This is a genomic window from Pseudomonas sp. RC2C2 (assembly GCF_018390435.1).
Lineage (GTDB): Bacteria > Pseudomonadota > Gammaproteobacteria > Pseudomonadales > Pseudomonadaceae > Aquipseudomonas > Aquipseudomonas donghuensis.
Map to the genome: position 1 here is coordinate 49,182 of NZ_JAHBAX010000002.1, position 22,437 is coordinate 71,618.

Below are 22,437 nucleotides of genomic sequence, written 5' to 3' on the forward strand. Positions count from 1 at the left end.
CTTCGAGAACGCCCGGAGTGTCGAGGAGGGAAAGTGGGCTAAGGGGATGGAGTACTGGCAGGCCTAGAGCTCAATAGTTGGTTATGGTTATTCCCGGCGCCGTAGTCATTGATACTGGTGAAGTTGACCGTTGAGCGCGGGTTGACAGGTGACGAGGATATAAAATGTCCCAGCGAATAAGGCGCAATGTAGCCCGTGCCCAGTGAAGTCGACTTGCCGTTATATTCAATTTTTATTTCACCGAGATTGACGTAGTAGGCCGACGGGTTGCGGCCAACCAGCGTCTCAGGCTTGCCGTCTTGTCCAGGCGCTCGGTGCCAGGTCACCAGGGCCGGTGCGTCCTCGGCCTTGCCCGGCAGGCCCTGCGGGCGGTACAGCAGCTTGATACGGGTACGGAAGGCCAGTTGCAGGACATTGCTGTCCTTGGTTTTTGGCGGGACCTCAAGCATGTTGAACCAGAACAGAGACTCTCGATCACTGGCCATTGGACTGCCGGTATGCAGCAGGCGAATACTTTGCCCTTGTGCAGGTTCGACACGGGCCAGCACTGGCGTCACGGTAAACGGCACCTGGATGGTCTCGGGCGCGGCACGAGTATCGCCATCGTCTACCCAGACCTGGACCAGGCTGGGGTCTTTGCCATTGTTGACAAGGTTGACGGTGGCTTCGCGCTCTTGAGCCGCAAAGATGATGCGGGTACCGGTAATTACAACGCTGGCATGCGCGGGCACGCTGGCCGCCAGTAGCGCGAGGGCTGCCAGCAGGGAGGGGGAAAAGCGAGTCATGAAAGCGACATCCGGCCTGATTAGGGGTAGCAGGCGCGCTGAGCGCGCCTGCCGGTTCATTACGGGAGATTGATCAGGTACTGAACGCGGGAGTTGGCGGCACCCGGTGTGACCGTTGCAGCGGTGGCGTAGTACTGGCTGGTGTAGCGCAGGGTTGCTGAGCCGTCTTCCAGAGCCACAGGGATGGTGTTCTGCGCACCGGTTGGCCCGCCGATAATGATCGGTCCGCCTTGTTGGTTGAGCAGTTGGTACTGCACGTTGGTTGCGCTGGCAGGGCCGGCATCCATGTTCAGGCGGCCGTTCTGCACCAGGGCGCCCCCCAGGAATTCGATGTCTACCTGTCCGCTGCTACCGGCGGCACAGTTGGTCAGGGAGATCTCGAAGGTGCGAGGTTGGGCAATGCTGCCGGCCCCTGAGAACTCGCTGGTGTGCGCCGGGCTCATGGGGACGGTGAAGTTCTGGCCGCCAGGGCCGCCGTTGATGGTGCAGGTGGTGCCCGAGATACTGCCGGTGAATTCGATCTGTCCATCAGTTGCCTGGGCATGGAGACTGATACCGGCCAGCAGCGGTAAAGACAGTGCAAAGCCCAAAGTACGTTTGTTCATTTGTTTTCCAATTAGATTGATAAAGGTTGTGCGTTAATAAGTAAATGAGTTGTTGTAGAGGCATATTTACTTGTTTTTGAACGCCGGGAAATTATGCGGTTTATTTGATTGGCTGGATGTAGGAAGGAGGGTGGTGGCAATGGGGGGATTTAGCCGGATGCTGTACGATTGGGGGACTTTAGATGGGGTGTGCTTCTGCAGGTGTTAGAGGGTGTGCCAATTGCTGTATGTTATGTAGGGAATGTTCCTGCTGAAGAAATAGAAATATTATCTTCTTACGATGCTAATCTAAATGTCTGTAAGATTTGACGTTGGCCAGTCTGGCAGGTATAAACCGCCTTCACTTGCATCAAGGCCTTTTCCCATGAGTTTCAGCCCACTTATCCGACAGCTGATCGACGCATTGCGCATCTTGCCTGGTGTCGGCCAGAAAACCGCCCAGCGCATGGCCTTGCAGCTACTTGAGCGTGATCGCAGTGGGGGTACCCGGCTGGCCCAGGCCTTGAACCAGGCCATGGAAGGGGTGGGGCATTGCCGCCAGTGCCGGACCCTGACCGAGCAGGAACTGTGCCCGCAGTGTTCCGACACGCGCCGGGACGACACGCTGCTGTGCGTGGTGGAAGGGCCGATGGACGTCTATGCCGTTGAGCAAACCGGCTATCGCGGCCGCTACTTCGTGCTCAAGGGGCATCTGTCGCCGCTGGATGGCCTGGGCCCGGAAGCCATCGGTATTCCACAACTGATGGCGCGGATCGAGGAGCAGGGCACCTTTGCCGAGGTGATCCTGGCCACCAACCCAACGGTGGAAGGCGAAGCGACCGCGCATTACATCGCCCAGTTGCTGGCCGACAAAGGCCTGGTCGCTTCACGCATTGCTCACGGCGTGCCCTTGGGCGGTGAGCTGGAGCTGGTCGATGGCGGCACCCTGGCGCATTCGTTCGCCGGGCGCAAACCGATCTCGCTGTAACCCTGGGTCTTTACGCGCGGGGCAAGCGCGCTCCCACAGAACTTTAGCCTGTGGGGGCGGGCTTGCCCCGCGATGCTGTCAATACTCGCTCAGCGAGAACTCGGTCAGGCAGAAGGTCGGCACACCCGCGTCGTTCAGGCGCTGGGAGCCGCCCAGCTCCGGCAGGTCGATGATTGCTGCTGCCTCGAACACCTGCGCCCCCATGCGCCGTACCAGGCTGGTAGCGGCCAGCAAGGTGCCGCCGGTGGCGATCAGGTCATCGAAAATCAGTACCGAATCGCCTTCACAGAGGCTGTCGGCGTGCACTTCGAGGAAGGCTTCACCGTACTCGGTCTGATAGCCCTCGGCGAGCACATCGGCTGGCAGCTTGCCTTGCTTGCGAAACAGGATCAGTGGCTTGTTCAACTGGTGGGCGATGATCGAGCCGATCAGAAAGCCCCGCGCATCCATGGCGCCGATATGGCTGAAGTCGGTTTCGACGTAGCGTTCGATAAAGGCATCGGCGACATGGCGCAGGCCCCGCGGCGACTGGAACAGCGGGGTGATGTCGCGAAAGATCACGCCAGGCTTGGGGAAGTCCGGTACCGGACGGATCAGGGCTTTGAGGTCGAAGGCGGCGCTGGGCATGAGGCGGGTATCCTGAAAAACAATGCCCGCCAGTATACCCGTTATCCGCAGGGTCAGCTTTCCAGCGAGCCACCGGCCAGGGCGCACAGCTGGATCGGGTCGAGGATATGGATTTCCTTGCCTTCGGCCTGGATCAGGCCGTTTTGCTGGAAGCGCGTGAACACCCGCGAGACGGTCTCGACCGCCAGGCCCAGGTAGTTGCCGATCTCGTTGCGCGACATGCTCAGGCGGAACTGGTTGGCCGAGTAGCCACGGGCACGGAAGCGCGCCGAGAGGTTGACCAGGAAGGTGGCGATGCGCTCGTCGGCGGTCTTTTTCGACAGCAACAGCATCATCTGCTGGTCGTCGCGGATTTCGCGGCTCATCACCCGCATCAACTGACGGCGCAACTGTGGCAGTTGCACCGACAGCTCATCCAGGCGTTCGAAGGGGATTTCGCAGACCGACGTGGTTTCCTGGGCCTGGGCCGAGACCGGGTAGGCTTCGGTGTCCATGCCCGACAGGCCGACCAGTTCGCTGGGCAGGTGGAAGCCAGTGATCTGCTCTTCGCCACTGTCGCTCAGGCTGAAGGTTTTCAGGGCGCCGGAGCGCACCGCGTAGACCGAGCCGAAATTGTCGCCCTGGCGGAACAGAAACTCGCCTTTTTTCAGCGGACGCCCGCGTTTGACGATTTCATCCAGTGCATCCATGTCTTCCAAGTTCAGCGACAAGGGCAGGCACAGAGGCGCCAGGCTGCAATCCTTGCAATGGGCCTGGTTGTGGGGGCGCAGTTTGACTGGCTCGGACATTTCTTCAATCCTTGTGGGAAAGCACACATAAGCCGTAAGGGTAACCCAGGCTAGGGTGTTTCGGCCAGCTTGGACGATTGTGCCGAGGCCAGGCAGGATAGGAGTGCGACAAAAAACCTCAGATAACCCGGGAGAAACGTTGGCGGTTATGCAGGTCCAGGTAGGCATCGAACACCATGCACACCGAGCGCACCAGCAGCCGTCCGGCGGGCAGCACCTTGATGCTGTCGTTGCCCAGTTCGATCAGGCCATCCTCGTGCATGGCCTGCAGGGCGGGCCACTGGTCGTTGAAGTAGCCGCGAAAGTCGATGGTGAAATCCCGCTCGATGGTCGCGAAGTCCAGTTCGAAATGGCAGATCAATTGCTGGATCACCGCCCGGCGCAGGCGGTCATCTTCGCTGCAGATCAAGCCGCGGCTGGTGGCCAGTTGAGCGGTGGACAAAGTGTCCTGGTAGGTGTTGAGGTCGCTGCTGTTCTGGCAGTACAAGTCGCCGATCTGGCTGATGGCCGAGACCCCCAGGCCAATCAGGTCGCAATGCCCGTGGGTGGTGTAGCCCTGGAAGTTGCGCTGCAGGGTCGACTCTTCCTGGGCAATCGCCAGTTCGTCATCGGGCAGGGCGAAGTGGTCCATGCCGATGTACACGTAACCAGCGGCGGTCAGTTGCTCGATGGTGTTGTGGAGCATTTCCAGCTTTGCCGCCGGGGCCGGCAAATCGGCGCTGTCGATACGCCGCTGGGGCATGAAGCGCTCCGGCAAGTGGGCGTAGTTGAACACCGAAAGGCGGTCCGGTTGCAGCTTGATCACTTCTTCGACGGTACGGGCAAAACCTTCCGGGGTCTGCTTGGGCAGGCCGTAGATCAGATCGAGGTTGATCGAGCGAAACTGCAGGGTGCGCGCCGCTTCGATGATCGCCCGGGTCTGCTCCAGGCTCTGCAGGCGGTTGATCGCCCGTTGCACCAGCGGGTCAAGGTCTTGCACGCCGAGGCTGACGCGGTTGAAACCCAGTTCGCGGAGCAGGCCCATGGTCGACCAGTCGGCCTCGCGCGGGTCGATCTCGATGCCGTAGTCGCCAGAGTCGTCCTCCAGCAGGTTGAAATGCTGGCGCAGGTGGGCCATCAACTGGCGCAGCTCGACGTGGCTGAGGAAGGTCGGGGTACCGCCGCCAAAGTGCAGTTGCTCGACGGTCTGCTTGGGGTCCAGGTGGCAGGCGATCAGCTGGATTTCTTGTTCCAGGCGTTGCAGGTAGGGCGCGGCGCGGCCACGGTCCTTGGTGATGACCTTGTTGCAGGCACAGTAGTAGCAGATGTTGGCGCAGAACGGCACATGCACATAGATCGACAGCGGGCGTACGGCGCGACGGCTGTCACGCAGGGCGTGCAGCAGGTCGAAGGAGCCGACTTCGCTGTGCAATTGCACCGCGGTCGGGTAGGAGGTGTAGCGTGGGCCGGCCAGGTCGTAGCGGCGAATCAGGTCGGAGTCCCAACGAAGAACGTCGAGCATGCGGGCAGTCCCCAGAAAAAGCAGCAGTGTCCGGAGTCTAGGGAGCGCGGGGCAAACCCGTGTTGATTTGTATCAACGCCGCTTCAGTGGCCCATCAGCCAGTGCTGGTGCGGCCCTGGCAGGGTCCACAGGCCAAACAGCATCACCAGCACACCGCCGGCGATGCGCACACCGCGCTGGCGCAGCAGGGCGCTGGTGCGTTCGGCGGCAAGACCGGTGGCAAGCAGTACTGGCCAGGTGCCAAGGCCGAAGGCCAGCATCAGCAGCGCGCTGTCGGCGGCATTGCCCTGGCTCGCCGCCCAGAGCAGGGTGCTGTATACCAGCCCGCATGGCAGCCAGCCCCACAGGGCGCCAAGCAGTAGCGCGCGTGGCAGGCTGGAGACCGGTAGCAGGCGGTTGGCCACGGGCTGGATATGCCGCCACAAGCCCCGACCCAGGCCTTCGATGCGGGTCAAGCCGCTCCACCAGCCGGCCAGGTACAGGCCCATGCTGATCAGCAACAGTGCGGCCAGGACGCGCATGGCCGTCGCCACCGGGCTGTTGGCCACGGCCCAGCCAGCCAGGCCCAGCAACAGGCCGGCCAGGGCGTAACTGAGGATGCGCCCCAGGTTGTAGGCCAGCAGCAGGCGAAAACGACGGCTGCGTTGTTCCTTGGGAATGGCCAGGGTCAGCGCGCCCATCAGGCCGCCGCACATGCCCAGGCAGTGACCGCCGCCGAGCAGGCCGAGGATCAGAGCCGAGCTGAGCAGGGGTAGAAGTTCAGTCACGAGGCGGCGTACCGTCGTCGGGTTTCTTGCCGTCGGCCTCGTCCATCGCGGCCTGGTGCTGCGGGTCCTGGTCGTCGAACAGGATGCTGTGGGCCGGGCCGTCGAGGTCATCGTACTGGCCGCTGTCCACCGCCCAGAAGAAGATGTAGATGGCGATGGCGACGATCAGCAGGGCGGCCGGGATCATGATGTAAAGCGCGGGCATGGAGGCTCCTGGTCAGGCCGTCGCGGGATGCGTGGCAGTGGCTGGCGCATGGCTGGCCGGCAAGCCGCTGGCGCGGGTCAGGCGCAGGGCATTGAGGACCACGATCAGCGAACTGACCGACATGCCGACCGCCGCCCAGATTGGCGTGATCCAGCCCAGCGCGGCAAACGGCAGCATGACGCCATTATACGCCGTGGCCCACAGCAGGTTCTCGATAATGATCCGCCGGGTGCGGCGGGCCAGGCTGAAGGCCTGGACCAGGGCGTCCAGGCGGTTGGACAGCAGCACGGCGTCGGCGCTGGTTTTCGCCAGGTCGGTGGCCGAGCCCATGGCGATACTGATATCGGCGGCGGCCAGCACGGGCACATCGTTGACCCCGTCGCCGAGCATCAGCACCTTGCGCCCTTGCTGCTGCAGGGCTTTGAGTTTGTCCAGCTTGTCGTCCGGGCGCAGGCCGCCGATGGCCTGGTCGATCTGCAGTTCGGCGGCCACGCTGTGGACCATCGGCGAGCTGTCGCCGGACAACAGCAGGGTGTGCCAGCCACGGGCACGGCAGGCGGCCAGCAGGTCGGCGGCGTCGCTGCGCAGGCGGTCGTCGAGGACGAACCAGGCCAGCGGGCCTCGCTGGTCACCGAGCAGCAACCATTGCCCGGCTTCGTCCGGCATCGCCGGAGCGGTGGTGCCACTGAGGGCGCAGACGAAACCCGCTTCGCCGATGCGCAGTTGCTGTTGGCCAACCTTGCCTTCCAGGCCGAGGCCAGGCATTGCCTGGACCTCGTCGGCGGCCTGGCTGGCGCGGCCAAACGCGCGGGCGATGGGGTGCTCGGAGCGGTTCTCGAGGGCCGCGGCGAGCATCAGGCAGCGGTTGGCATCGGTATCGCTCAAGGGGCGAATCGCCCGCAGGGTCAGGCGGCCTTCGGTGAGGGTGCCGGTCTTGTCGAAGATCACCGTGTCGATCTGGTTCAGGCCTTCCAGCACATGGCCGCGGGTCAGCAGCAGGCCGAGCTTGTGCAGGGTGCCGGTGGCGGCGGTCAGCGCGGTCGGGGTGGCCAGCGACAGGGCGCAGGGGCAGGTGGCGACCAGCATGGCCAGGACGATCCAGAACGCCCGCGATGGGTCGAGCTGCCACCACAGCAGGCCGATGGCGGCCGAGGCGATCAGAGTGAACAGCAAAAACCATTGCGAGGCGCGGTCGGCGATTTCCGCCAGGCGCGGTTTTTCCGACTGCGCCCGCTCCAGCAGGCGGACGATGGCCGACAGGCGGGTGTCCTGGCCCAGGGCCTGGACCTCGACGGTCAGCGCGCTTTCGACGTTCAGGGTGCCGGCGGTGACCGCGTCGCCGGCGCTGCGCGGTTGTGGCAGGTATTCGCCGGTCAGCAGCGATTCGTCGATGCTCGACTGGCCGCTGACAATACGCCCGTCGGCGGGGATCACATGACCGGGCTGGATCAGCACGCAGTCCTTCAGGCGCAGCTCGCTGAGCAGGATCCGCTCGCTCTGCCCGGCCGCGCCCAGGCGCAGGCACGAGGCCGGCAGCAGGTTGACCAGTTGCGCGGTGGCGGCGGCCGTGCGTTCGCGGGCGCGGCGTTCAAGGTAGCGCCCGGCCAGCAGGAACAGGGCAAACATGCCCACGGCGTCGAAGTACAGCTCGCCACTGCCGGTGATTGCGGTCCAGATCCCGGCGCCGTAGGCCAGGCCGATGGCCAGCGATACCGAGACGTCCATGGTCAGGTGGCGGGTGCGCAAGTCGCGGGCGGCACCCCGAAAGAACGGCGCGCAGCTGTAGAACACGATCGGCGTGGTGAGGAACATCGCTACCCAGCGCAGGATGGTGTGCAGCTCGGGGCTCAGGTCGATGTTGAATTCCGGCCAGGTGGCCATGGTCGCCATCATCGCCTGGAACCACAACAACCCGGCGACGCCCAGCTGGCGCAGCGCGGTGCGGTTTTCACTGGCCAGTTGTTCGGCGGCGCGATCGGCCTGGTAGGGGTGAGCGGCGTAGCCGATATGGCGTAACTCGGCGAGCAGCTTGGACAGCGGCAACTGGCTGTCGGCCCAGCTGACCTGCAGGCGGTGGTTGGACAGGTTCAGCCGCGCCTCGGCCACCGCCGGCAGGTTGCGCAGGTGTTTCTCGATCAGCCAGCCACAGGCCGCGCAGCTGATGCCTTCGATCAGCAGGGTGGTTTCGGCCAGCTCGCCACTGTGGCGCACGAAGGGCTTTTGCACATCGGCGCGGTCGTACAGGGCCAGTTCGTCGACCAGTTGCTGGGGCAGGGCGTCGGGGTTGGCGCTGGCTTCACTGCGGTGCTGGTAATAGCTTTCCAGGTTGCCGGCGACGATGGCTTCGGCCACTGCCTGGCAGCCAGGGCAGCAGAACGCCCGTGGCTGGCCGAGCACCTGGGCGGTGAAGTGGCTGCCGGCAGGCACGGGCAGGGCGCAGTGGTAGCAGGGCGTGGGGCTGGTCATGGTAGTCGTCGCAGGTTTTTAGGGTGGCCGCATCGCTGGCAAGCCAGCTCCCACAGGGATAGTGCAACCTGTGGGCGCTGGCTTGCCAGCGATAGGGGCGACTCATTTCTCGAGGTGTTCAGCCCCTTGCAGCGCCTCGTCCCCGAGTACCAGGGTCTTGTCGTGGGCGACTTCTTCTTCCTCGAACAGGCGCCAGACATGCTGGTCCTGGCTGCCCAGCAGCTCGACGAAACGACGGCCTTCGACCTTGTCGCTGAGTTGGCCAAGGTAACGGCCGGCTTCGCTGTCGCTGCGGGTCAGGGCGATCTTGCGGTCCTTTTGCGGCTGGGTCGGCGAGATCAGGTTCAGCTCCAGGGTCTGCGGCTGGCTGTTGCCGGTCAGGCGCACGTCGACTTCGCCGGTCAGCTCATCCAGGTGCACGCTGGCCTTGAGGTTGAGGGTCTGGGCCAGCAGCTCGCGGTCCAGCGAGCGGTTGATGCCTTTGCCGGCCTCGTAGTAGTTATCGTTGACCAGGTTGTCCGGGTTGTTCACCGCAATGGTCACCATGGTCAGGCTGAGGGTCACCGAGGTGGCCAGTACACCGATGATGATCCACGGCCAGAGGTGCTTGTACCAGGGGCTAGCGGCAGTTGCAGAAGGCATGGGCTCAGTCTCTTATCGAATTTGCGGGCCGATGAAGCGGCTCTTGGCTTCAACCTGGGTGGCGCTGTCGTCAGCGTCCTTGAGGGTGAAGATGACTTCGTTGGTGGTCGACGGCAGTTGTTCCGGCGCCATCGACAGTTGTACCGGCAGGCTGACAATGTCGCCGGCAGCGACGCGTATTTCCCGTGCGCCTTCAAGCTTGAGGTCGGGCAGGCCGCCAGCGTCGAGCACGTAGACGTGATCGCGCTGGTCCTTGTTCATGACCTTCAGGCTGTAGACGTTCTCGATCCGCCCCTGGGCGTTCTCGCGGTACAGCACGCGGTCCTTGCTGACGTCGAAACCGACCAGCGAGCGCATGACGAAGGCGCTGGCAAGCAGGCCGATCATGGTCAGCAACACGACGGCATAGCCGACCAGGCGCGGGCGCACCATGTGGGTCTTCTGCCCTGAGAGGTTGTGCTCGGTGGTGTAGCTGATCAGGCCTTTGGGGTAGTTCATCTTGTCCATGATGGTGTCGCAGGCATCGATGCAGGCGGCGCAGCCGATGCACTCGATCTGCAGGCCGTCGCGGATGTCGATGCCGGTCGGGCACACCTGAACGCACATGGTGCAGTCGATGCAGTCGCCAAGGCCCTTGGCCTTGTAGTCCAGGTCTTTCTTGCGCGGGCCGCGGGTTTCGCCGCGGCGCGGGTCGTAGGAAACGATCAGGGTGTCCTTGTCGAACATCACGCTCTGGAAGCGCGCATAGGGGCACATGTACACGCATACCTGCTCGCGCAGCCAGCCGGCGTTGCCGTAGGTGGCCAGGGTGAAGAAACCAACCCAGAAGTACGCCCAGCCGTCGGCCTGGCCGGTAAAGAACTCAATCGCCAGCTCGCGGATCGGCGAGAAGTAGCCGACAAAGGTCATGCCGGTGACAAAGCCGATGCTCAGCCACAGGCTGTGCTTGGCCAGCTTGCGCAGAAACTTGTTGCCGCTCATCGGCGCCTTGTCGAGTTTCATGCGTTGGTTGCGGTCACCTTCGGTGACTTTCTCGCACCACATGAAGATCCAGGTCCACACACTTTGCGGGCAGGTATAGCCGCACCATACGCGGCCGGCGTACACGGTGATAAAGAACAGGCCGAAGGCGGCGACGATCAACAACCCCGAGAGCAGGATGAAATCCTGAGGCCAGATGGTGGTGCCGAAAATGTAGAACTTGCGCTCCGGCAGGTTCCACCACACGGCCTGGTGGCCACTCCAGTTCAGCCACACCGTACCGAAGTACAGCAGGAACAGGACGGCGCCGCCGACCATGCGCAGGTTACGGAACACGCCGGTGAAGGCGCGGGTGTAGATCTTTTCACGCGAGGCGTAGAGGTCGACGCTGCTGTTGTCTTTACTGGCAGGCGGGGTGACGTCATGTACCGGAATCTGCTTGCTCATCATTGAGTCCCACGGCAGTGGAGAAGTGCCGCGGCCAGTACCTGCCGGCCGCAGTCGGAAGCTTGCTGCTCTAGGGCGCATGATACGCCTGTCCTGCGGGTAGGGGGGAGGGGTGCGACTTTTGGCCGCGTTGGGGAATTGCGGGTAATAGTGTATTGGCCCGTGTCAATTGACATGGGTCATGCACAGGCGTGATCCGCACGGGCTCATCGCCGGCAAGCCGCCTCCACAGGGGCGCGCGAGTCCTTTGTGGGAGCCGGCTTGCCGGCGATCGAGCGCATAGCGCTCGAAAAAAAGCCCCGCCAGTCTGCACTGACGGGGCCTTTTGCTACACTCGCGAATTACTTCGCTTCAGCAGTCTTCTCAGGCTGGTGCGACAGGCTGTAGACATAGGCAGCCAGCAGGTGGACCTTGTCGTTGCCCTGGATCGCTTCCTGGGCAGGCATCTGGCCCTGGCGGCCGTAACGGATGGTCTGCTGCAGTTGAGCGAAGCTCGAACCATAGATGAACGCGGTCGGGTGGGTCAGGTTTGGCGCACCCATGGCCGGGGTGCCCTTGCCTTCAGGGCCGTGGCAGGCCACGCAGTTGGTGGCAAACAGCTTCTGGCCGTTGGCTGGATCGGCCTTGGCGTCCTTGGGCAGGCTGCGGCCATCGAGGTTGGTCAGCACGTACGCGGCCACGTCGGCAACGCCTTGCTCGCCAATCACTTCGGCCCAGGCCGGCATCACCCCGTGACGACCACCCATGATGGTGGCCTTGATGGTTTCCGGCTCGCCGCCCCAGCGCCAGTCGTTGTCGGTGAGGTTGGGGAAGCCGTAGGAGCCCTTGGCGTCCGAGCCGTGGCACACCGCGCAGTTGGAGGCGAACAGACGGCCGCCCATCTTCAGCGCTTGCGGGTCCTTGGCGACTTCTTCGATAGGCATCGAGGCGAATTTGGCGAAGATCGGCCCGAACTTGGCGTCCGAGCGGGCCATTTCCTTCTCCCACTCGTGCACGCCGGTCCAGCCGGCCTGGCCGTTGGCGAACTCGGTTTTCTTGTCGTTGTCCAGGTACTGGTAGCCCGGCAGCAGGCCTTTCCAGTTACCCAGGCCGGGGTACAGCACCAGGTAGCCCAGGGCAAAAACGATGGTGCCGACGAACAGCATGAACCACCATTTGGGCAGCGGGTTGTCGTATTCCTCGATGCCGTCGTAGGCGTGGCCCACGGTTTCTTCGGTGGTTTCGCTGCGCTGGCCCTTGCGGGTGGACAGCAGCAGCCAGGTCAGGGCGAAGATGGTGCCCAGACTCAAAACGGTGACGTACAGACTCCAGAAGGTAGTCATTCGTTGTTACTCCTAGACGCTTTCGCTTGCGCTTGCTCGACGTGCTTGCTGGCTTCGGGATCATCCGCGAAGGGCAGCATGGTCGCTTCGTCGAACTCTGACTTGCGCCGAGAACTGAACACCCACAACGCCAGGCCGATAAAGGCCACCATCACCACGACGGTGCCCAGGCCACGAATCATCCCGATATCCATCAATGTCACCGTTTGCTTTTGATGATGGTGCCCAGGCCTTGCAGGTAGGCAACCAGGGCGTCCATTTCAGTCTTGCCCTTGACCGCGTCGCGGGCACCGGCGATGTCTTCATCGGTGTACGGCGTGCCGAGGGTGCGCAAGACTTCCATCTTCTTCACCGTATCCTTGCCGTCGAGCTTGTTCTCCACCAGCCATGGGTAGGCCGGCATCTTCGACTCGGGCACGACGTTGCGCGGGTTGTACAGGTGAGCACGGTGCCAGTCGTCGGAGTAACGGCCGCCAACGCGGGCCAGGTCCGGGCCGGTACGCTTGGAACCCCACAGGAACGGGTGATCCCAGACGCTTTCACCGGCGACCGAGTAGTGGCCGTAGCGTTCGGTTTCGGCGCGGAACGGACGGATCATCTGCGAGTGGCACTGCACGCAGCCTTCGCGGATGTAGATGTCGCGGCCTTCGAGCTCCAGCGCGGTACGCGGCTTCATGCCCTCGACCGGCTTGTTGGTGACGTCCTGGAAGAACAGCGGGACGATCTGGGTCAGGCCGCCGATGCTCACGGCGATGACCATGAAGAAGGCCAGCAGGCCGATATTCTTCTCGACTACTTCATGCTTCATCAGTGAGCTCCAACTACAGCGATCTGAGCGGCGGCTTCAGCTTCGGCCGGCTTCGAGGCGCGTACGGTACGGAAAACGTTGTACGCCATCAGCAGCATGCCGGAGGCGAAGAACGCACCGCCCAGGGCGCGGACGATAAAGCCCGGATGGCTGGCTTGCAGGGCTTCGACGAAGGAGTAGGTGAGGGTGCCGTCGTCGTTGATTGCACGCCACATCAGGCCCTGGGTGATGCCGTTGACCCACATCGAGGAGATGTACAGCACGGTACCGATGGTCGCCAGCCAGAAGTGCGCGTTGATCAGGCCGGTGCTGTGCATCTGCTCGCGGCCGTAGACCTTCGGAATCATGTGGTACAGGGCGCCGATCGAGATCATCGCGACCCAGCCCAGGGCGCCGGCGTGGACGTGGCCCACGGTCCAGTCGGTGTAGTGCGACAGCGAGTTGACGGTCTTGATCGCCATCATCGGACCTTCGAAGGTCGACATGCCGTAGAAGGCCAGGGAGACCACCAGGAAGCGCAGGATTGGGTCGGTGCGCAGCTTATGCCAGGCGCCCGAGAGGGTCATCATGCCGTTGATCATGCCGCCCCAGCTTGGCGCCAGGAGGATGATCGACATGGCCATGCCCAGCGACTGCGCCCAGTCCGGCAGGGCGGTGTAATGCAGGTGGTGGGGACCTGCCCAGATGTACAGGGTGATCAGTGCCCAGAAGTGCACGATCGACAGGCGATAGGAGTAGATCGGACGCTCGGCCTGTTTTGGCACGAAGTAGTACATCATGCCCAGGAAGCCGGTGGTCAGGAAGAAGCCCACGGCGTTGTGGCCGTACCACCACTGGATCATTGCGTCGGTGGCACCCGAATAAGCCGAGTAGGACTTGAACAGGCTGACCGGCAAGGAGGCGTGGTTGACGATGTGCAGCATCGCGGTGACGACGATGAAGGCGCCGTAGAACCAGTTGCCCACATAGATGTGCTTGGTCTTGCGCTTGACGATGGTACCGAAGAACACCACACCGTAGGTGACCCAGACAATGGCCAGCAAAACGGCGATCGGCCATTCCAGCTCGGCGTATTCCTTGGTCGTGGTGTAGCCCAGCGGCAAGGTAATGAGCGCACCGACGATCACCGCTTGCCAACCCCAGAAGGTGAAGGCCGCAAGGCTGTCGGAAATCAGTCGCGTCTGGCAGGTTCGCTGCACGACATAGTAGGAAGTGGCAAACAGTGCACAACCACCGAAGGCGAAGATCACCAGGTTGGTGTGCAGCGGGCGAAGGCGTCCGAAGCTCGTCCACGGCAGGTCCAGGTTAAGCTGGGGCCAGACCAGTTGCGAGGCGATGAAGACACCAAGCCCCATGCCAAGGATCCCCCAGACCACCGTCATGATGGCGAACTGGCGGACGACCTTATAGTTATAAGCAGTCGGACTGATTGCTGTGCTCATTCTAAGGTTCCACGGTTTGGGTGTTTTTATAGGGTAAAAATCGGCGCAAGTATGTATAAACCGTGTGGTTATTGCAACGCGATGGCGCCCGCGCCGATCCTTGCCAACGCCTGCCCCACAGCGGTTTCGAGCCTTTTCGGCGGGAAAATTGTACACAATTAATTAATTGATATGTGTACCAAAATTTGATTTTTCGTCTAAGGCAAAGGCTTCTGCCGAACGCTTGCTCAGTGCCGTTGATCACTCGCACATCGGCGCTTGAGTCGGCCCCATCAGCCTTTGCGCAGAACCGCTGACGAAAAATGCCCCAAAAAGGTGCAAGCGCGCCGGCTGTTTCAGTCGCTGTGGCAACAAGCTTAGTTGTGATCGAGGGGGGTGCAAGGCGGGGGCAGGGCGGGGTGCGACACTTGGTCGCAAGGGGCGAAGGGAACCGCCGCATCGGGTGCCGATGCGGCGGTTTGAGTCAAGGCTCAGTTACTCAATCGTTTTACTTGGCAGACAGGGTTTCGCCTTGTGCAGGTTCCTCCTGGGACAGGCTGTAGACATAGGCGGCCAGCAGGTGGACCTTGTCGTTGCCCTGGATCGCTTCCTGGGCAGGCATCTGGCCCTGGCGGCCATAACGGATGGTCTGCTGCAGTTGGGCGAAGCTCGAACCGTAGATGAACGCGGTCGGGTGGGTCAGGTCCGGTGCGCCCATGGCCGGGGTGCCCTTGCCTTGCGGGCCGTGGCAGGCTACGCAGTTGGTGGCGAACAGCTTCTCGCCGTTGGCAGGGTCGGCCTTGGCGTCTTGCGGCAGGCTGCGGCCATCGAGGTTGGTCAGCACGAACGCGGCCACGTCGGCAACGCCTTGTTCGCCAATCACTTCGGCCCAGGCCGGCATTACCCCGTGACGACCGCCCATGATCGAAGCCTTGATGGTTTCCGGCTCGCCGCCCCAGCGCCAGTCCTTGTCGGTGAGGTTAGGGAAGCCGTAGGCACCCTTGGCATCCGAGCCGTGGCACACCGCGCAGTTGGAGGCGAACAGACGGCCGCCCATTTTCAGCGCCTGCGGATCCTTGGCCACTTCTTCCACCGGCATGGCGGCGAATTTGGCGAAGATCGGTCCGAACTTGGCGTCGGCCTTGTTCATTTCCTTTTGCCATTCGTTGGTCTGGGTCCAGCCGTCTTCATAGCCCGGCAGGATGCCTTTCCAGTTGCCCAGGCCCGGATAGAGGATCAGGTAGCCGACCGAAAACACCAGGGTGCCGACGAACAGCCAGAACCACCACTTGGGCAGCGGGTTGTCGTACTCCTCGATGCCGTCGAAGCTGTGGCCCATGGTCTGGTCGGTGGTGCCTTTGGTTTCACCCTTGCGGGTGCCCAGCAGCAGCCAGGTCAGGCCGATCAGGCTGCCGATGGTCAGTACGCTGATGTACGTACTCCAGAAGGTGGTCATTGCCCGTTACTCCTCGGTTCGGGTTCGTTGGCGGCAGGTGCCAGGCGGTCGTCGGCGAACGGCAGCAGGCTGGCTTCGGCGAATTCACGGTCACGCCGGCCGTTGAACACCCACAGCGACAGGCCGATGAAGGCGATGGCCACCAGCAGGGTGCCCAGGCCTCGCAATTGGCCGATATCCAGTGTGAAGTCCATGGCGCTTACCTCTTGTTCTTGATCGCGGTGCCGAGCACCTGCAGGTAGGCGACCAGCGCGTCCATTTCGGTCTTGCCCTTGAGCGACTCCACCGCGCCGCCGATGTCGGCATCGGTGTACGGCACGCCGAGGGTGCGCATGGTGCGCAGCTTGGTCTCGGTGTGGCTGCTGTCGACTGGGTTGGCGACCAGCCATGGGTAGGCCGGCATCTTCGACTCGGGCACGACGTTGCGCGGGTTGTACAGGTGCGCACGGTGCCAGTCATCGGAGTAGCGGCCGCCAACGCGGGCCAGGTCCGGGCCGGTACGCTTGGAGCCCCAGAGGAACGGATGGTCCCAGACGCTTTCACCGGCGACCGAGTAGTGGCCGTAGCGTTCGGTTTCGGCGCGGAACGGACGGATCATCTGCGAGTGGCACTGCACGCAGCCTTCACGGATGTAGACGTCGCGGCCTTCCAGTTGCAGCGCGGTGTAGGGCTTCATGCCTTCGACCGGCTTGTTGGTGACGTCCTGGAAGAACAGCGGGACGATCTGGGTCAAGCCGCCGATGCTGACGGCAAACACCATCAACAGCACCAGCAGGAAGACGTTCTTCTCGATTACTTCGTGTTTCATCAGGGTCTCCTCAGGCCAGCTGCGCGGCGGCAGGGGCAGTCGCGGCCACCGGGGCACGCACGGTGCGCCAGGTGTTGTACGCCATCAGCAGCATGCCGGTAAGGAAGATCGCCCCGCCGACGAAGCGCACGATGAAGCCTGGGTGGCTGGCCACCAGGGTTTCGACGAAGGAGTAGGTCAGCGTGCCGTCTTCGTTGACTGCGCGCCACATCAGGCCCTGGGCGATGCCGTTGACCCACATCGAGGCGATGTAGAGCACGGTGCCGATGGTTGCCAGCCAGAAGTGCGCGTTGATCAGGCCGAGGCTGTACATCTGCTCGCGGCCGAAGATTTTCGGGATCATGTGGTACAGGGCGCCGATCGAGATCATCGCCACCCAGCCCAACGCACCGGCGTGTACGTGGCCGATGGTCCAGTCGGTGTAGTGCGACAGGGCGTTGACGGTCTTGATCGCCATCATCGGGCCTTCGAAGGTCGACATGCCGTAGAACGCCAGGGAGACCACGAGGAAGCGCAGGATCGGGTCGCTGCGCAGCTTATGCCAGGCGCCCGAGAGGGTCATCATGCCGTTGATCATGCCGCCCCAGCTTGGCGCCAGGAGGACCAGCGACATGATCATGCCCAGCGATTGTGCCCAGTCGGGCAGGGCGGTGTAGTGCAGGTGGTGGGGACCTGCCCAGATGTACAGGGTGATCAGCGCCCAGAAGTGCACGATCGACAGGCGATAGGAATACACCGGACGTTCGGCCTGTTTTGGCACGAAGTAGTACATCATGCCCAGGAAGCCGGCAGTCAGGAAGAAGCCCACGGCGTTGTGACCGTACCACCACTGGACCATGGCGTCGGTGGCGCCACCGTACAGCGAGTAGGACTTGGTCAGGCTGACTGGCACTTCCAGGTTGTTGACGATGTGCAGGATCGCCACGGTGATGATGAACGCGCCGAAGAACCAGTTACCCACATAAATGTGCTTGGTGGTGCGCTTCATCAGGGTGCCGAAGAACACCACGGCATAGGCCACCCAGACAATGGTGATGAGAATGTCGATCGGCCATTCCAGTTCGGCGTATTCCTTGGAGCTGGTATAACCCAGCGGCAGGCTGATCGCAGCCAGCAGAATCACCAGTTGCCAGGCCCAGAAGGTGAAAGCTGCCAGGCGTGGCGAGAACAGGGTGGTCTGGCAGGTGCGCTGGACCGAATAGTAGGAAGCGGCGAACAGTGCGCAACCACCGAAGGCGAAGATCACCGCGTTGGTGTGCAGCGGTCGCAGGCGGCCGAAGCTGGTCCAGGGGAGGTCGAAGTTGAGCGAAGGCCAGACGAGTTGCGCGGCGAGAAAAACGCCGAGCCCCATCCCGACGATTCCCCACACCACCGTCATAATGGCGAATTGGCGGACCACCTTGTAGTTGTAGGCGGTACTGCTGGTTGTGTTCATGTATGGGTTCCCATCCACGGTTATAGGCAGACTAAACAGCGAGGCAAGCATGAGTAATGGGCAACTGGCCGGTATTGACGGGGATCAATGGGCGCGGCTGGTCGAAAGCCGCGGCTGGCGGTGGAATGCCCCGCAAAATCAGGGGGATGGCCAGCAATCGCGGTGCCTGATCCTGGCCCATGGCGCGGGGGCGCCGATGGACAGCGGGTTCATGCAGGAAATCGCGCAAAGGCTGGCGGAGCAAGGGCTGGGGGTGCTGCGCTTCGAGTTCCCCTACATGGCCCAGCGGCGCATCGATGGTGGCAAAAGGCCGCCAAATCCGCAGGCCCAATTGCTGGACTGCTGGCGTGAGGTGTATGCGCAGGTGCGACCATTGGTCACTGGGGCGTTGGCCATCGGCGGCAAGTCCATGGGCGGGCGCATGGCGAGTTTGCTGGCCGACGAGTTGGGCGCCGATGCGCTGGTGTGCCTGGGTTATCCGTTTTATGCCGCCGGCAAACCGGAGAAGCCGCGGGTGGCGCACCTGGCTGGGCTGAAGACACCGACCCTGATCGTTCAGGGCGAGCGCGATGCCCTGGGCAATCGGCAAACGGTGGAAGGCTATGAGCTGTCGTCAGCGATTGAGCTGTGCTGGCTGCAGGCGGGGGATCATGACTTGAAGCCGCTGAAGGCTTCCGGGTTCAGCCATGGCGAGCATCTGGCGACGGCGGCGGACAGGATTGTCGCGTTTCTGAAGTGAGGGGGCTGCTGCGCAGCCCATCGCTGGCAAGCCAGCTCCCACAAGGGTTGCAGTGAACAACTTGTGGGAGCTGGCTTGCCAGCGATGGGGTCGGCGCCTGATTCAGGCTTAGCCGCGATACTCGCACAGGTAGGCAGTATCAACCGCTACCTTGAGTTGGAACTTGCTGTTGGCCGGGACATTGAACTGGCTACCGGCGCTGAAGGTTTCCCAGTTGTCGCTGTCGGGCAGTTTGACGGTCAGGGCACCCGACACCACGTGCATGATTTCGCGCTGGGCAGTGCCGAACTCGTATTCGCCCGGGGCCATCACGCCAACCGTGGCCGGACCTTCAGCGGTGCCGAAGGCGATCGACTTGACCGTGCCATCAAAGTACTCGTTGACTTTAAACATGGGCGACTCCTGAAAAGGGGCTAAAAAGGCAGGCCAGTATGCCCAAGGCCCGCAGCGTCGTCATCCGCTTTCAGGTGCCGTTGGCCGGCAGCGACAGGGGCAGCAGACGGGCCGTATTGCGGGCGTCTTCCAGGGCCCGGTGCTGGCGCCCACTGAATTGCAGGCCGGCGAGTTGCAACGCGCCATTGAGTCCCAGCGGCCGTTGCAACTGGCGGGCTTTGGCGAAGCGTTGCTTGAGGTTGATGTGCGGCAACTCGGCGAGCAAGCTGTGGACCTGGTACTGCTGCCATTCCTGCAACAGTTGTTTGCGGTCGTAGTCACCCCAGCTGACCCAACCCTCAAGGTGCCCGGCGTGATGCTCGAGCCAGCGCTCGAACTGCGCCCACACCTGGGCGAAGGTCGCCGCAGTATCGACATTGGCCTGGCTGATGTGCGTCAGTTCACGGCAGAACGGGGTCAGTTGCGGCCGTCGCCTGGGGCGCACGAAACGCTGAAAATGACCAACTTCGCGGCCCTTGCGGTCAACCAGCGCCGCACCGATTTCGATGATTTCCATATCTGTGACCGGCCAGCCACCATCGTCGGTGGTTGCTTCAAGGTCGATCACCAGCCAATGGCCCATAGTAGGCTCCCATGCAAGACTGCTAAGAGCGTAGCCAAACTCGGACCAACCGGGTATCCCCTGGCATTTTGCCTGCTGCGCTTGGCGTAACCGACAGTTGTGCAACGCCTTGAAAACGCCTAGCTTAGCTAGATTCCGGTTTAATCCCGCAAAGAGTGTGTTGCTTTGAGTCCAGCGCCCATGCCACAGACGGTGCCCTTGTTGTTAATGCTTGCCGCGATATGGCTGGCCCCCTCGGCTTGGGCGGCAGCAGAGATCGAGGTCAAAGTCGGGGCCGCACACTTCCCGCCCTACACCGTGCGCCCGGAGCAAGGCGCCGACACCGGCCTGCTGCCGCAACTGGTCGAGGCGCTGAACAACGTCCAGCAACGTTATCGTTTCGTCCTGGTGCCGACTTCGATTCAACGGCGCTTCGGTGACTTCCAGCAGGGGCGCACCGACATGGCGATCTTCGAGAACCCCGCGTGGGGCTGGCAGCAGATTCCCCATGAGAGTGTCGACATGGGCCTGGAAGACGCCGAGGTCTTCGTCGCTCATCGCCAGCCCGGCCGCGACCAGGCTTACTTCAGCGACCTCAAGGGCAAGCGCCTGGCACTGTACAGTGGCTATCACTACGCCTTTGCCGATTTCAACGCCGACCCCAAGTACCTGGCCGACACCTACAATGCGACCCTGACCTATTCCCATGACAGTAACCTGCTGATGGTCCAGCGCGGCCGCGCCGAGGTTGCCCTGGTCACCCGTTCCTATTTCAGTGACTTCCTGGTGCGCAATCCGCAAAGCGCCGAGCAGTTGCTGGCGTCCGATCGCGTTGACCAGGTCTACCATCATTACGCCCTGTTGCGGCCCGGCGCCCCCATCAGTGGCCCGGCATTTGCCGGTTTGTTGCAGTCCTTGCGGGCCAATGGCGAGTTGCTGAAAATCTTCCAGCCTTATCGCATCACTGTCAGCACACCCAAGGCTGACTAAATTTGTCTGTGTTGGCGACGTTCACCAGGGTGAGCCGATCATTCCCTTGTGAGCCAAGATCATGCCATTCGATTCCGCTTCGACGACTTTGTCCTTGCCTCGCTGGCGTAGCCTCAGCGCCGATGAAGGCGATTGCCATCTGAGCCTGGTGCTGGAAGGCAGCCCGTTGGTGCGTGTGCGCCTGCAACGTGGCGAGACCTTGCAGGTTCAGCTTGAAGACTGTGCCCGCGACCGTGTGCAACAAGCCCTGTGGGCCGTTTGCTACTGGTTGTTCGCCCGTGACCCCGGTTGTCAGCGCCTGACCTGGCAGCTGGATCAGCCGCCACCGCAGGCGTTGAACAGTGGCCTGTTGGTCAGCACCGCGCGCCAGGGCCAGTACCTGTGTGAGCGCAGCTTGTTCTGGCAGTTGCCTCAACCCTGGCTCGGCCAGCCGTTCGCGGGCGTCTACCCGCAACAGATGCAGATCAGTGAAGGCAAGCGCCACCCCCGGCGCGCACCCAAGCCGCGCGGCGAGGTGTATCGACGCTTCGATGCGCGGCTGGGCGCGTGGGTGTCGTTACGCACCCTGGAAATCGACCAGGACCTGGAGCGGTTCAATCGCTGGCAGAACAACCCGCGGGTGCTCAACTTCTGGCAGGAGGGCGGCAGCCTCGAACAACACCGTGACTACCTCGGCAAGCTTGAGGCCGATCCGCACAGCCTGACCCTGATCGGTTGTTTCGATGATCAGCCCTTCGCCTACTTCGAGGCCTACTGGGCCAAGGAAGACCGTATCGCGCCGTTCTATGCGGTGGATGATTACGACCGCGGCATCCACATGCTGGTGGGGGAAGAGCAGCATCGCGGGCCGCACAAGGTTGCCAGTTGGCTGTCAGCGCTGGTGCACTACCTGTTCCTGGATGATCCGCGCACGCAGCGGGTGGTGGCCGAGCCGCGAGCGGACAACGGCAAGATGATCGGCTACATGCACGAGCAGTGTTTTCATTGCGAGAAGGAATTCGACTTTCCGCACAAGCGTGCGGCATTGATGATTCTGGGGCGGGAGCGGTTCTTCGAAGGTTGCAGGTTGCTCTGACCCTCAAGCGGCAAGCGGCATCACCACCCACTTGCCGCTTGAAGCTTGCAGCTTGTCGCTCTCAAGCCCTCTGGCTTGAGACTTTCCGACAATGCACCAGGGCATCGCGAATCATGAAGTTGACCAGGGTCGGCGAGACGCCGAGCTCCTTGGCGATGTCTTTCTGTGGCACGCCGTGCAGGCGGTACATTTCGAAGGCATAGCGGGTGCGTTGCGGCAGGTCGTTCAAGGCATCGGCGATGTGTTCAAGGGTGGCGAAGTTGATGTGCGTGGTTTCTGGCGAAGCCCCCTGGATCACCACGTTCAGGCCTTCCTCTTCGCTGCCGGAGTACTTCAGCTCCATGGCCTGCTTGCGGTAGTGGTCGATGGCCAGGTTGCGCACGATCTGGAACAGGTAGCTAAGCTGGGCCTTGAACGAGGACGTGATCTGCGGCGCCGAGCCGAGCCGGAAGAACGCATCCTGAACCACGTCTTCGGCCCGCGAGCGGCAGCCGGTGATGCGTGCGGCAATCTTGACCAGGATACTGCGGTTGTCGACAAACGCCTGGAGTAACGGTGAATCGCACTTACTTGTGGATAGTTGTTCCGCCATGGAAATCACCTTATCT

General features: G+C 62.5%; 25 protein-coding genes. 4 read left to right on the plus strand and 21 right to left on the minus strand.

Annotation, left to right across the window (positions count from 1 at the left end):
* Positions 1–38 precede the first annotated feature (38 nt).
* Entirely contained in the window at positions 39–785 is a 747-nt protein-coding gene (locus tag KHO53_RS18695; protein WP_100782943.1) for a fimbria/pilus periplasmic chaperone, read from the minus strand.
* 59 nt (positions 786–844) lie between these two features.
* Positions 845–1,390, minus strand: a complete 546-nt coding sequence (locus tag KHO53_RS18700; RefSeq protein ID WP_010226007.1) for a fimbrial protein — start codon at positions 1,388–1,390, stop codon at positions 845–847.
* Positions 1,391–1,754: 364 nt separating this feature from the next.
* On the opposite strand from KHO53_RS18700, the gene recR reads away from it, so the two are divergent.
* On the plus strand, positions 1,755–2,357 hold the full coding sequence (recR, locus tag KHO53_RS18705) for a recombination mediator RecR (protein WP_036994380.1): 603 nt from the start codon (positions 1,755–1,757) through the stop codon (positions 2,355–2,357).
* Between the two features lie 78 nt (positions 2,358–2,435).
* On the opposite strand, the gene KHO53_RS18710 is transcribed toward recR, so the two are convergent.
* The 16 genes from KHO53_RS18710 to ccoN (KHO53_RS18785) form a co-directional block, all read right to left on the minus strand.
* A complete protein-coding gene (locus KHO53_RS18710; RefSeq protein WP_213570647.1) occupies positions 2,436–2,984 on the minus strand; it encodes an adenine phosphoribosyltransferase in 549 nt (182 codons plus the stop codon).
* Between the two features lie 53 nt (positions 2,985–3,037).
* Positions 3,038–3,772: a Crp/Fnr family transcriptional regulator FnrA gene (gene fnrA / locus KHO53_RS18715; RefSeq protein ID WP_010226003.1), complete on the minus strand. Its 735-nt coding sequence runs from the start codon at positions 3,770–3,772 to the stop codon at positions 3,038–3,040.
* A gap of 118 nt (positions 3,773–3,890) precedes the next feature.
* On the minus strand, positions 3,891–5,273 hold the full coding sequence (gene hemN / locus KHO53_RS18720; RefSeq protein ID WP_010226002.1) for an oxygen-independent coproporphyrinogen III oxidase: 1,383 nt from the start codon (positions 5,271–5,273) through the stop codon (positions 3,891–3,893).
* Between the two features lie 83 nt (positions 5,274–5,356).
* The gene (locus KHO53_RS18725; protein WP_010226000.1) at positions 5,357–6,040 is read right to left on the minus strand and encodes a sulfite exporter TauE/SafE family protein; all 684 of its coding nucleotides are present in this window, start codon (positions 6,038–6,040) and stop codon (positions 5,357–5,359) included.
* Positions 6,033–6,245 carry a cbb3-type cytochrome oxidase assembly protein CcoS gene (gene ccoS / locus KHO53_RS18730; RefSeq protein WP_010225999.1) on the minus strand — a complete coding sequence of 71 codons (213 nt, stop codon included), beginning with the start codon at positions 6,243–6,245 and terminating at the stop codon, positions 6,033–6,035. Before ccoS ends, KHO53_RS18725 begins: the two co-directional genes overlap by 8 nt.
* Before the next feature lie 12 nt (positions 6,246–6,257).
* On the minus strand, positions 6,258–8,711 hold the full coding sequence (locus tag KHO53_RS18735; protein WP_213570648.1) for a heavy metal translocating P-type ATPase: 2,454 nt from the start codon (positions 8,709–8,711) through the stop codon (positions 6,258–6,260).
* Between the two features lie 102 nt (positions 8,712–8,813).
* Complete coding sequence (locus tag KHO53_RS18740) at positions 8,814–9,353, minus strand: FixH family protein (RefSeq protein WP_036994385.1); 540 nt, start codon at positions 9,351–9,353, stop codon at positions 8,814–8,816.
* A gap of 12 nt (positions 9,354–9,365) precedes the next feature.
* On the minus strand, positions 9,366–10,781 hold the full coding sequence (gene ccoG / locus KHO53_RS18745; RefSeq protein WP_213570649.1) for a cytochrome c oxidase accessory protein CcoG: 1,416 nt from the start codon (positions 10,779–10,781) through the stop codon (positions 9,366–9,368).
* Between the two features lie 341 nt (positions 10,782–11,122).
* Positions 11,123–12,103: a cytochrome-c oxidase, cbb3-type subunit III gene (gene ccoP, locus KHO53_RS18750; protein WP_010225993.1), complete on the minus strand. Its 981-nt coding sequence runs from the start codon at positions 12,101–12,103 to the stop codon at positions 11,123–11,125.
* Complete coding sequence (locus KHO53_RS18755) at positions 12,100–12,297, minus strand: CcoQ/FixQ family Cbb3-type cytochrome c oxidase assembly chaperone (RefSeq protein ID WP_010225992.1); 198 nt, start codon at positions 12,295–12,297, stop codon at positions 12,100–12,102. The genes ccoP (KHO53_RS18750) and KHO53_RS18755 overlap by 4 nt, the downstream gene beginning before the upstream one ends.
* A gap of 5 nt (positions 12,298–12,302) precedes the next feature.
* The gene (gene ccoO / locus KHO53_RS18760; RefSeq protein WP_036994387.1) at positions 12,303–12,911 is read right to left on the minus strand and encodes a cytochrome-c oxidase, cbb3-type subunit II; all 609 of its coding nucleotides are present in this window, start codon (positions 12,909–12,911) and stop codon (positions 12,303–12,305) included.
* Positions 12,911–14,353 carry a cytochrome-c oxidase, cbb3-type subunit I gene (ccoN, locus tag KHO53_RS18765; RefSeq protein WP_010225990.1) on the minus strand — a complete coding sequence of 481 codons (1,443 nt, stop codon included), beginning with the start codon at positions 14,351–14,353 and terminating at the stop codon, positions 12,911–12,913. The genes ccoO (KHO53_RS18760) and ccoN (KHO53_RS18765) overlap by 1 nt, the downstream gene beginning before the upstream one ends.
* Before the next feature lie 487 nt (positions 14,354–14,840).
* Complete coding sequence (gene ccoP, locus KHO53_RS18770) at positions 14,841–15,788, minus strand: cytochrome-c oxidase, cbb3-type subunit III (protein WP_010225989.1); 948 nt, start codon at positions 15,786–15,788, stop codon at positions 14,841–14,843.
* A complete protein-coding gene (locus KHO53_RS18775) occupies positions 15,785–15,982 on the minus strand; it encodes a cbb3-type cytochrome oxidase subunit 3 (RefSeq protein WP_010225988.1) in 198 nt (65 codons plus the stop codon). The genes ccoP (KHO53_RS18770) and KHO53_RS18775 overlap by 4 nt, the downstream gene beginning before the upstream one ends.
* A gap of 5 nt (positions 15,983–15,987) precedes the next feature.
* Entirely contained in the window at positions 15,988–16,596 is a 609-nt protein-coding gene (ccoO, locus tag KHO53_RS18780) for a cytochrome-c oxidase, cbb3-type subunit II (RefSeq protein WP_010225986.1), read from the minus strand.
* A 10-nt stretch (positions 16,597–16,606) separates the two neighbouring features.
* Positions 16,607–18,031 (minus strand): cytochrome-c oxidase, cbb3-type subunit I, encoded by a 1,425-nt coding sequence (gene ccoN / locus KHO53_RS18785; RefSeq protein WP_036994388.1) that lies wholly within the window; start codon positions 18,029–18,031, stop codon positions 16,607–16,609.
* A gap of 49 nt (positions 18,032–18,080) precedes the next feature.
* Here ccoN (KHO53_RS18785) and KHO53_RS18790 point away from each other — a divergent pair, with 49 nt between their 5' ends.
* A complete protein-coding gene (locus KHO53_RS18790) occupies positions 18,081–18,770 on the plus strand; it encodes an alpha/beta family hydrolase (RefSeq protein ID WP_010225982.1) in 690 nt (229 codons plus the stop codon).
* A 108-nt stretch (positions 18,771–18,878) separates the two neighbouring features.
* Here the strand turns inward: KHO53_RS18790 and ppnP are convergent, their stop codons facing one another.
* Positions 18,879–19,163 carry a pyrimidine/purine nucleoside phosphorylase gene (gene ppnP / locus KHO53_RS18795; protein ID WP_010225980.1) on the minus strand — a complete coding sequence of 95 codons (285 nt, stop codon included), beginning with the start codon at positions 19,161–19,163 and terminating at the stop codon, positions 18,879–18,881.
* 70 nt (positions 19,164–19,233) lie between these two features.
* Positions 19,234–19,785 carry a 3'-5' exonuclease gene (locus KHO53_RS18800; protein ID WP_010225978.1) on the minus strand — a complete coding sequence of 184 codons (552 nt, stop codon included), beginning with the start codon at positions 19,783–19,785 and terminating at the stop codon, positions 19,234–19,236.
* A 165-nt stretch (positions 19,786–19,950) separates the two neighbouring features.
* Here KHO53_RS18800 and KHO53_RS18805 point away from each other — a divergent pair, with 165 nt between their 5' ends.
* On the plus strand, positions 19,951–20,754 hold the full coding sequence (locus tag KHO53_RS18805) for a substrate-binding periplasmic protein (protein ID WP_026001475.1): 804 nt from the start codon (positions 19,951–19,953) through the stop codon (positions 20,752–20,754).
* A 61-nt stretch (positions 20,755–20,815) separates the two neighbouring features.
* Complete coding sequence (locus tag KHO53_RS18810) at positions 20,816–21,829, plus strand: GNAT family N-acetyltransferase (RefSeq protein ID WP_213570650.1); 1,014 nt, start codon at positions 20,816–20,818, stop codon at positions 21,827–21,829.
* Between the two features lie 61 nt (positions 21,830–21,890).
* On the opposite strand, the gene KHO53_RS18815 is transcribed toward KHO53_RS18810, so the two are convergent.
* A complete protein-coding gene (locus KHO53_RS18815; RefSeq protein WP_010225972.1) occupies positions 21,891–22,421 on the minus strand; it encodes an RNA polymerase factor sigma-70 in 531 nt (176 codons plus the stop codon).
* Positions 22,422–22,437 lie beyond the last annotated feature (16 nt).

What these genes read in the sequence shown, in the direction of transcription:
- KHO53_RS18695 (WP_100782943.1), bottom strand. Translation starts at nt 785, where the DNA reads ATGACTCGCTTTTCCCCCTCCCTGCTGGCAGCCCTCGCGCTACTGGCG.
- KHO53_RS18700 (WP_010226007.1), bottom strand. Translation starts at nt 1,390, where the DNA reads ATGAACAAACGTACTTTGGGCTTTGCACTGTCTTTACCGCTGCTGGCC.
- recR (WP_036994380.1), top strand. Translation starts at nt 1,755, where the DNA reads ATGAGTTTCAGCCCACTTATCCGACAGCTGATCGACGCATTGCGCATC.
- KHO53_RS18710 (WP_213570647.1), bottom strand. Translation starts at nt 2,984, where the DNA reads ATGCCCAGCGCCGCCTTCGACCTCAAAGCCCTGATCCGTCCGGTACCG.
- fnrA (WP_010226003.1), bottom strand. Translation starts at nt 3,772, where the DNA reads ATGTCCGAGCCAGTCAAACTGCGCCCCCACAACCAGGCCCATTGCAAG.
- hemN (WP_010226002.1), bottom strand. Translation starts at nt 5,273, where the DNA reads ATGCTCGACGTTCTTCGTTGGGACTCCGACCTGATTCGCCGCTACGAC.
- ccoS (WP_010225999.1), bottom strand. Translation starts at nt 6,245, where the DNA reads ATGCCCGCGCTTTACATCATGATCCCGGCCGCCCTGCTGATCGTCGCC.
- KHO53_RS18735 (WP_213570648.1), bottom strand. Translation starts at nt 8,711, where the DNA reads ATGACCAGCCCCACGCCCTGCTACCACTGCGCCCTGCCCGTGCCTGCC.
- KHO53_RS18740 (WP_036994385.1), bottom strand. Translation starts at nt 9,353, where the DNA reads ATGCCTTCTGCAACTGCCGCTAGCCCCTGGTACAAGCACCTCTGGCCG.
- ccoG (WP_213570649.1), bottom strand. Translation starts at nt 10,781, where the DNA reads ATGAGCAAGCAGATTCCGGTACATGACGTCACCCCGCCTGCCAGTAAA.
- ccoP (WP_010225993.1), bottom strand. Translation starts at nt 12,103, where the DNA reads ATGACTACCTTCTGGAGTCTGTACGTCACCGTTTTGAGTCTGGGCACC.
- KHO53_RS18755 (WP_010225992.1), bottom strand. Translation starts at nt 12,297, where the DNA reads ATGGATATCGGGATGATTCGTGGCCTGGGCACCGTCGTGGTGATGGTG.
- ccoO (WP_036994387.1), bottom strand. Translation starts at nt 12,911, where the DNA reads ATGAAGCATGAAGTAGTCGAGAAGAATATCGGCCTGCTGGCCTTCTTC.
- ccoN (WP_010225990.1), bottom strand. Translation starts at nt 14,353, where the DNA reads ATGAGCACAGCAATCAGTCCGACTGCTTATAACTATAAGGTCGTCCGC.
- ccoP (WP_010225989.1), bottom strand. Translation starts at nt 15,788, where the DNA reads ATGACCACCTTCTGGAGTACGTACATCAGCGTACTGACCATCGGCAGC.
- KHO53_RS18775 (WP_010225988.1), bottom strand. Translation starts at nt 15,982, where the DNA reads ATGGACTTCACACTGGATATCGGCCAATTGCGAGGCCTGGGCACCCTG.
- ccoO (WP_010225986.1), bottom strand. Translation starts at nt 16,596, where the DNA reads ATGAAACACGAAGTAATCGAGAAGAACGTCTTCCTGCTGGTGCTGTTG.
- ccoN (WP_036994388.1), bottom strand. Translation starts at nt 18,031, where the DNA reads ATGAACACAACCAGCAGTACCGCCTACAACTACAAGGTGGTCCGCCAA.
- KHO53_RS18790 (WP_010225982.1), top strand. Translation starts at nt 18,081, where the DNA reads ATGAGTAATGGGCAACTGGCCGGTATTGACGGGGATCAATGGGCGCGG.
- ppnP (WP_010225980.1), bottom strand. Translation starts at nt 19,163, where the DNA reads ATGTTTAAAGTCAACGAGTACTTTGATGGCACGGTCAAGTCGATCGCC.
- KHO53_RS18800 (WP_010225978.1), bottom strand. Translation starts at nt 19,785, where the DNA reads ATGGGCCATTGGCTGGTGATCGACCTTGAAGCAACCACCGACGATGGT.
- KHO53_RS18810 (WP_213570650.1), top strand. Translation starts at nt 20,816, where the DNA reads ATGCCATTCGATTCCGCTTCGACGACTTTGTCCTTGCCTCGCTGGCGT.
- KHO53_RS18815 (WP_010225972.1), bottom strand. Translation starts at nt 22,421, where the DNA reads ATGGCGGAACAACTATCCACAAGTAAGTGCGATTCACCGTTACTCCAG.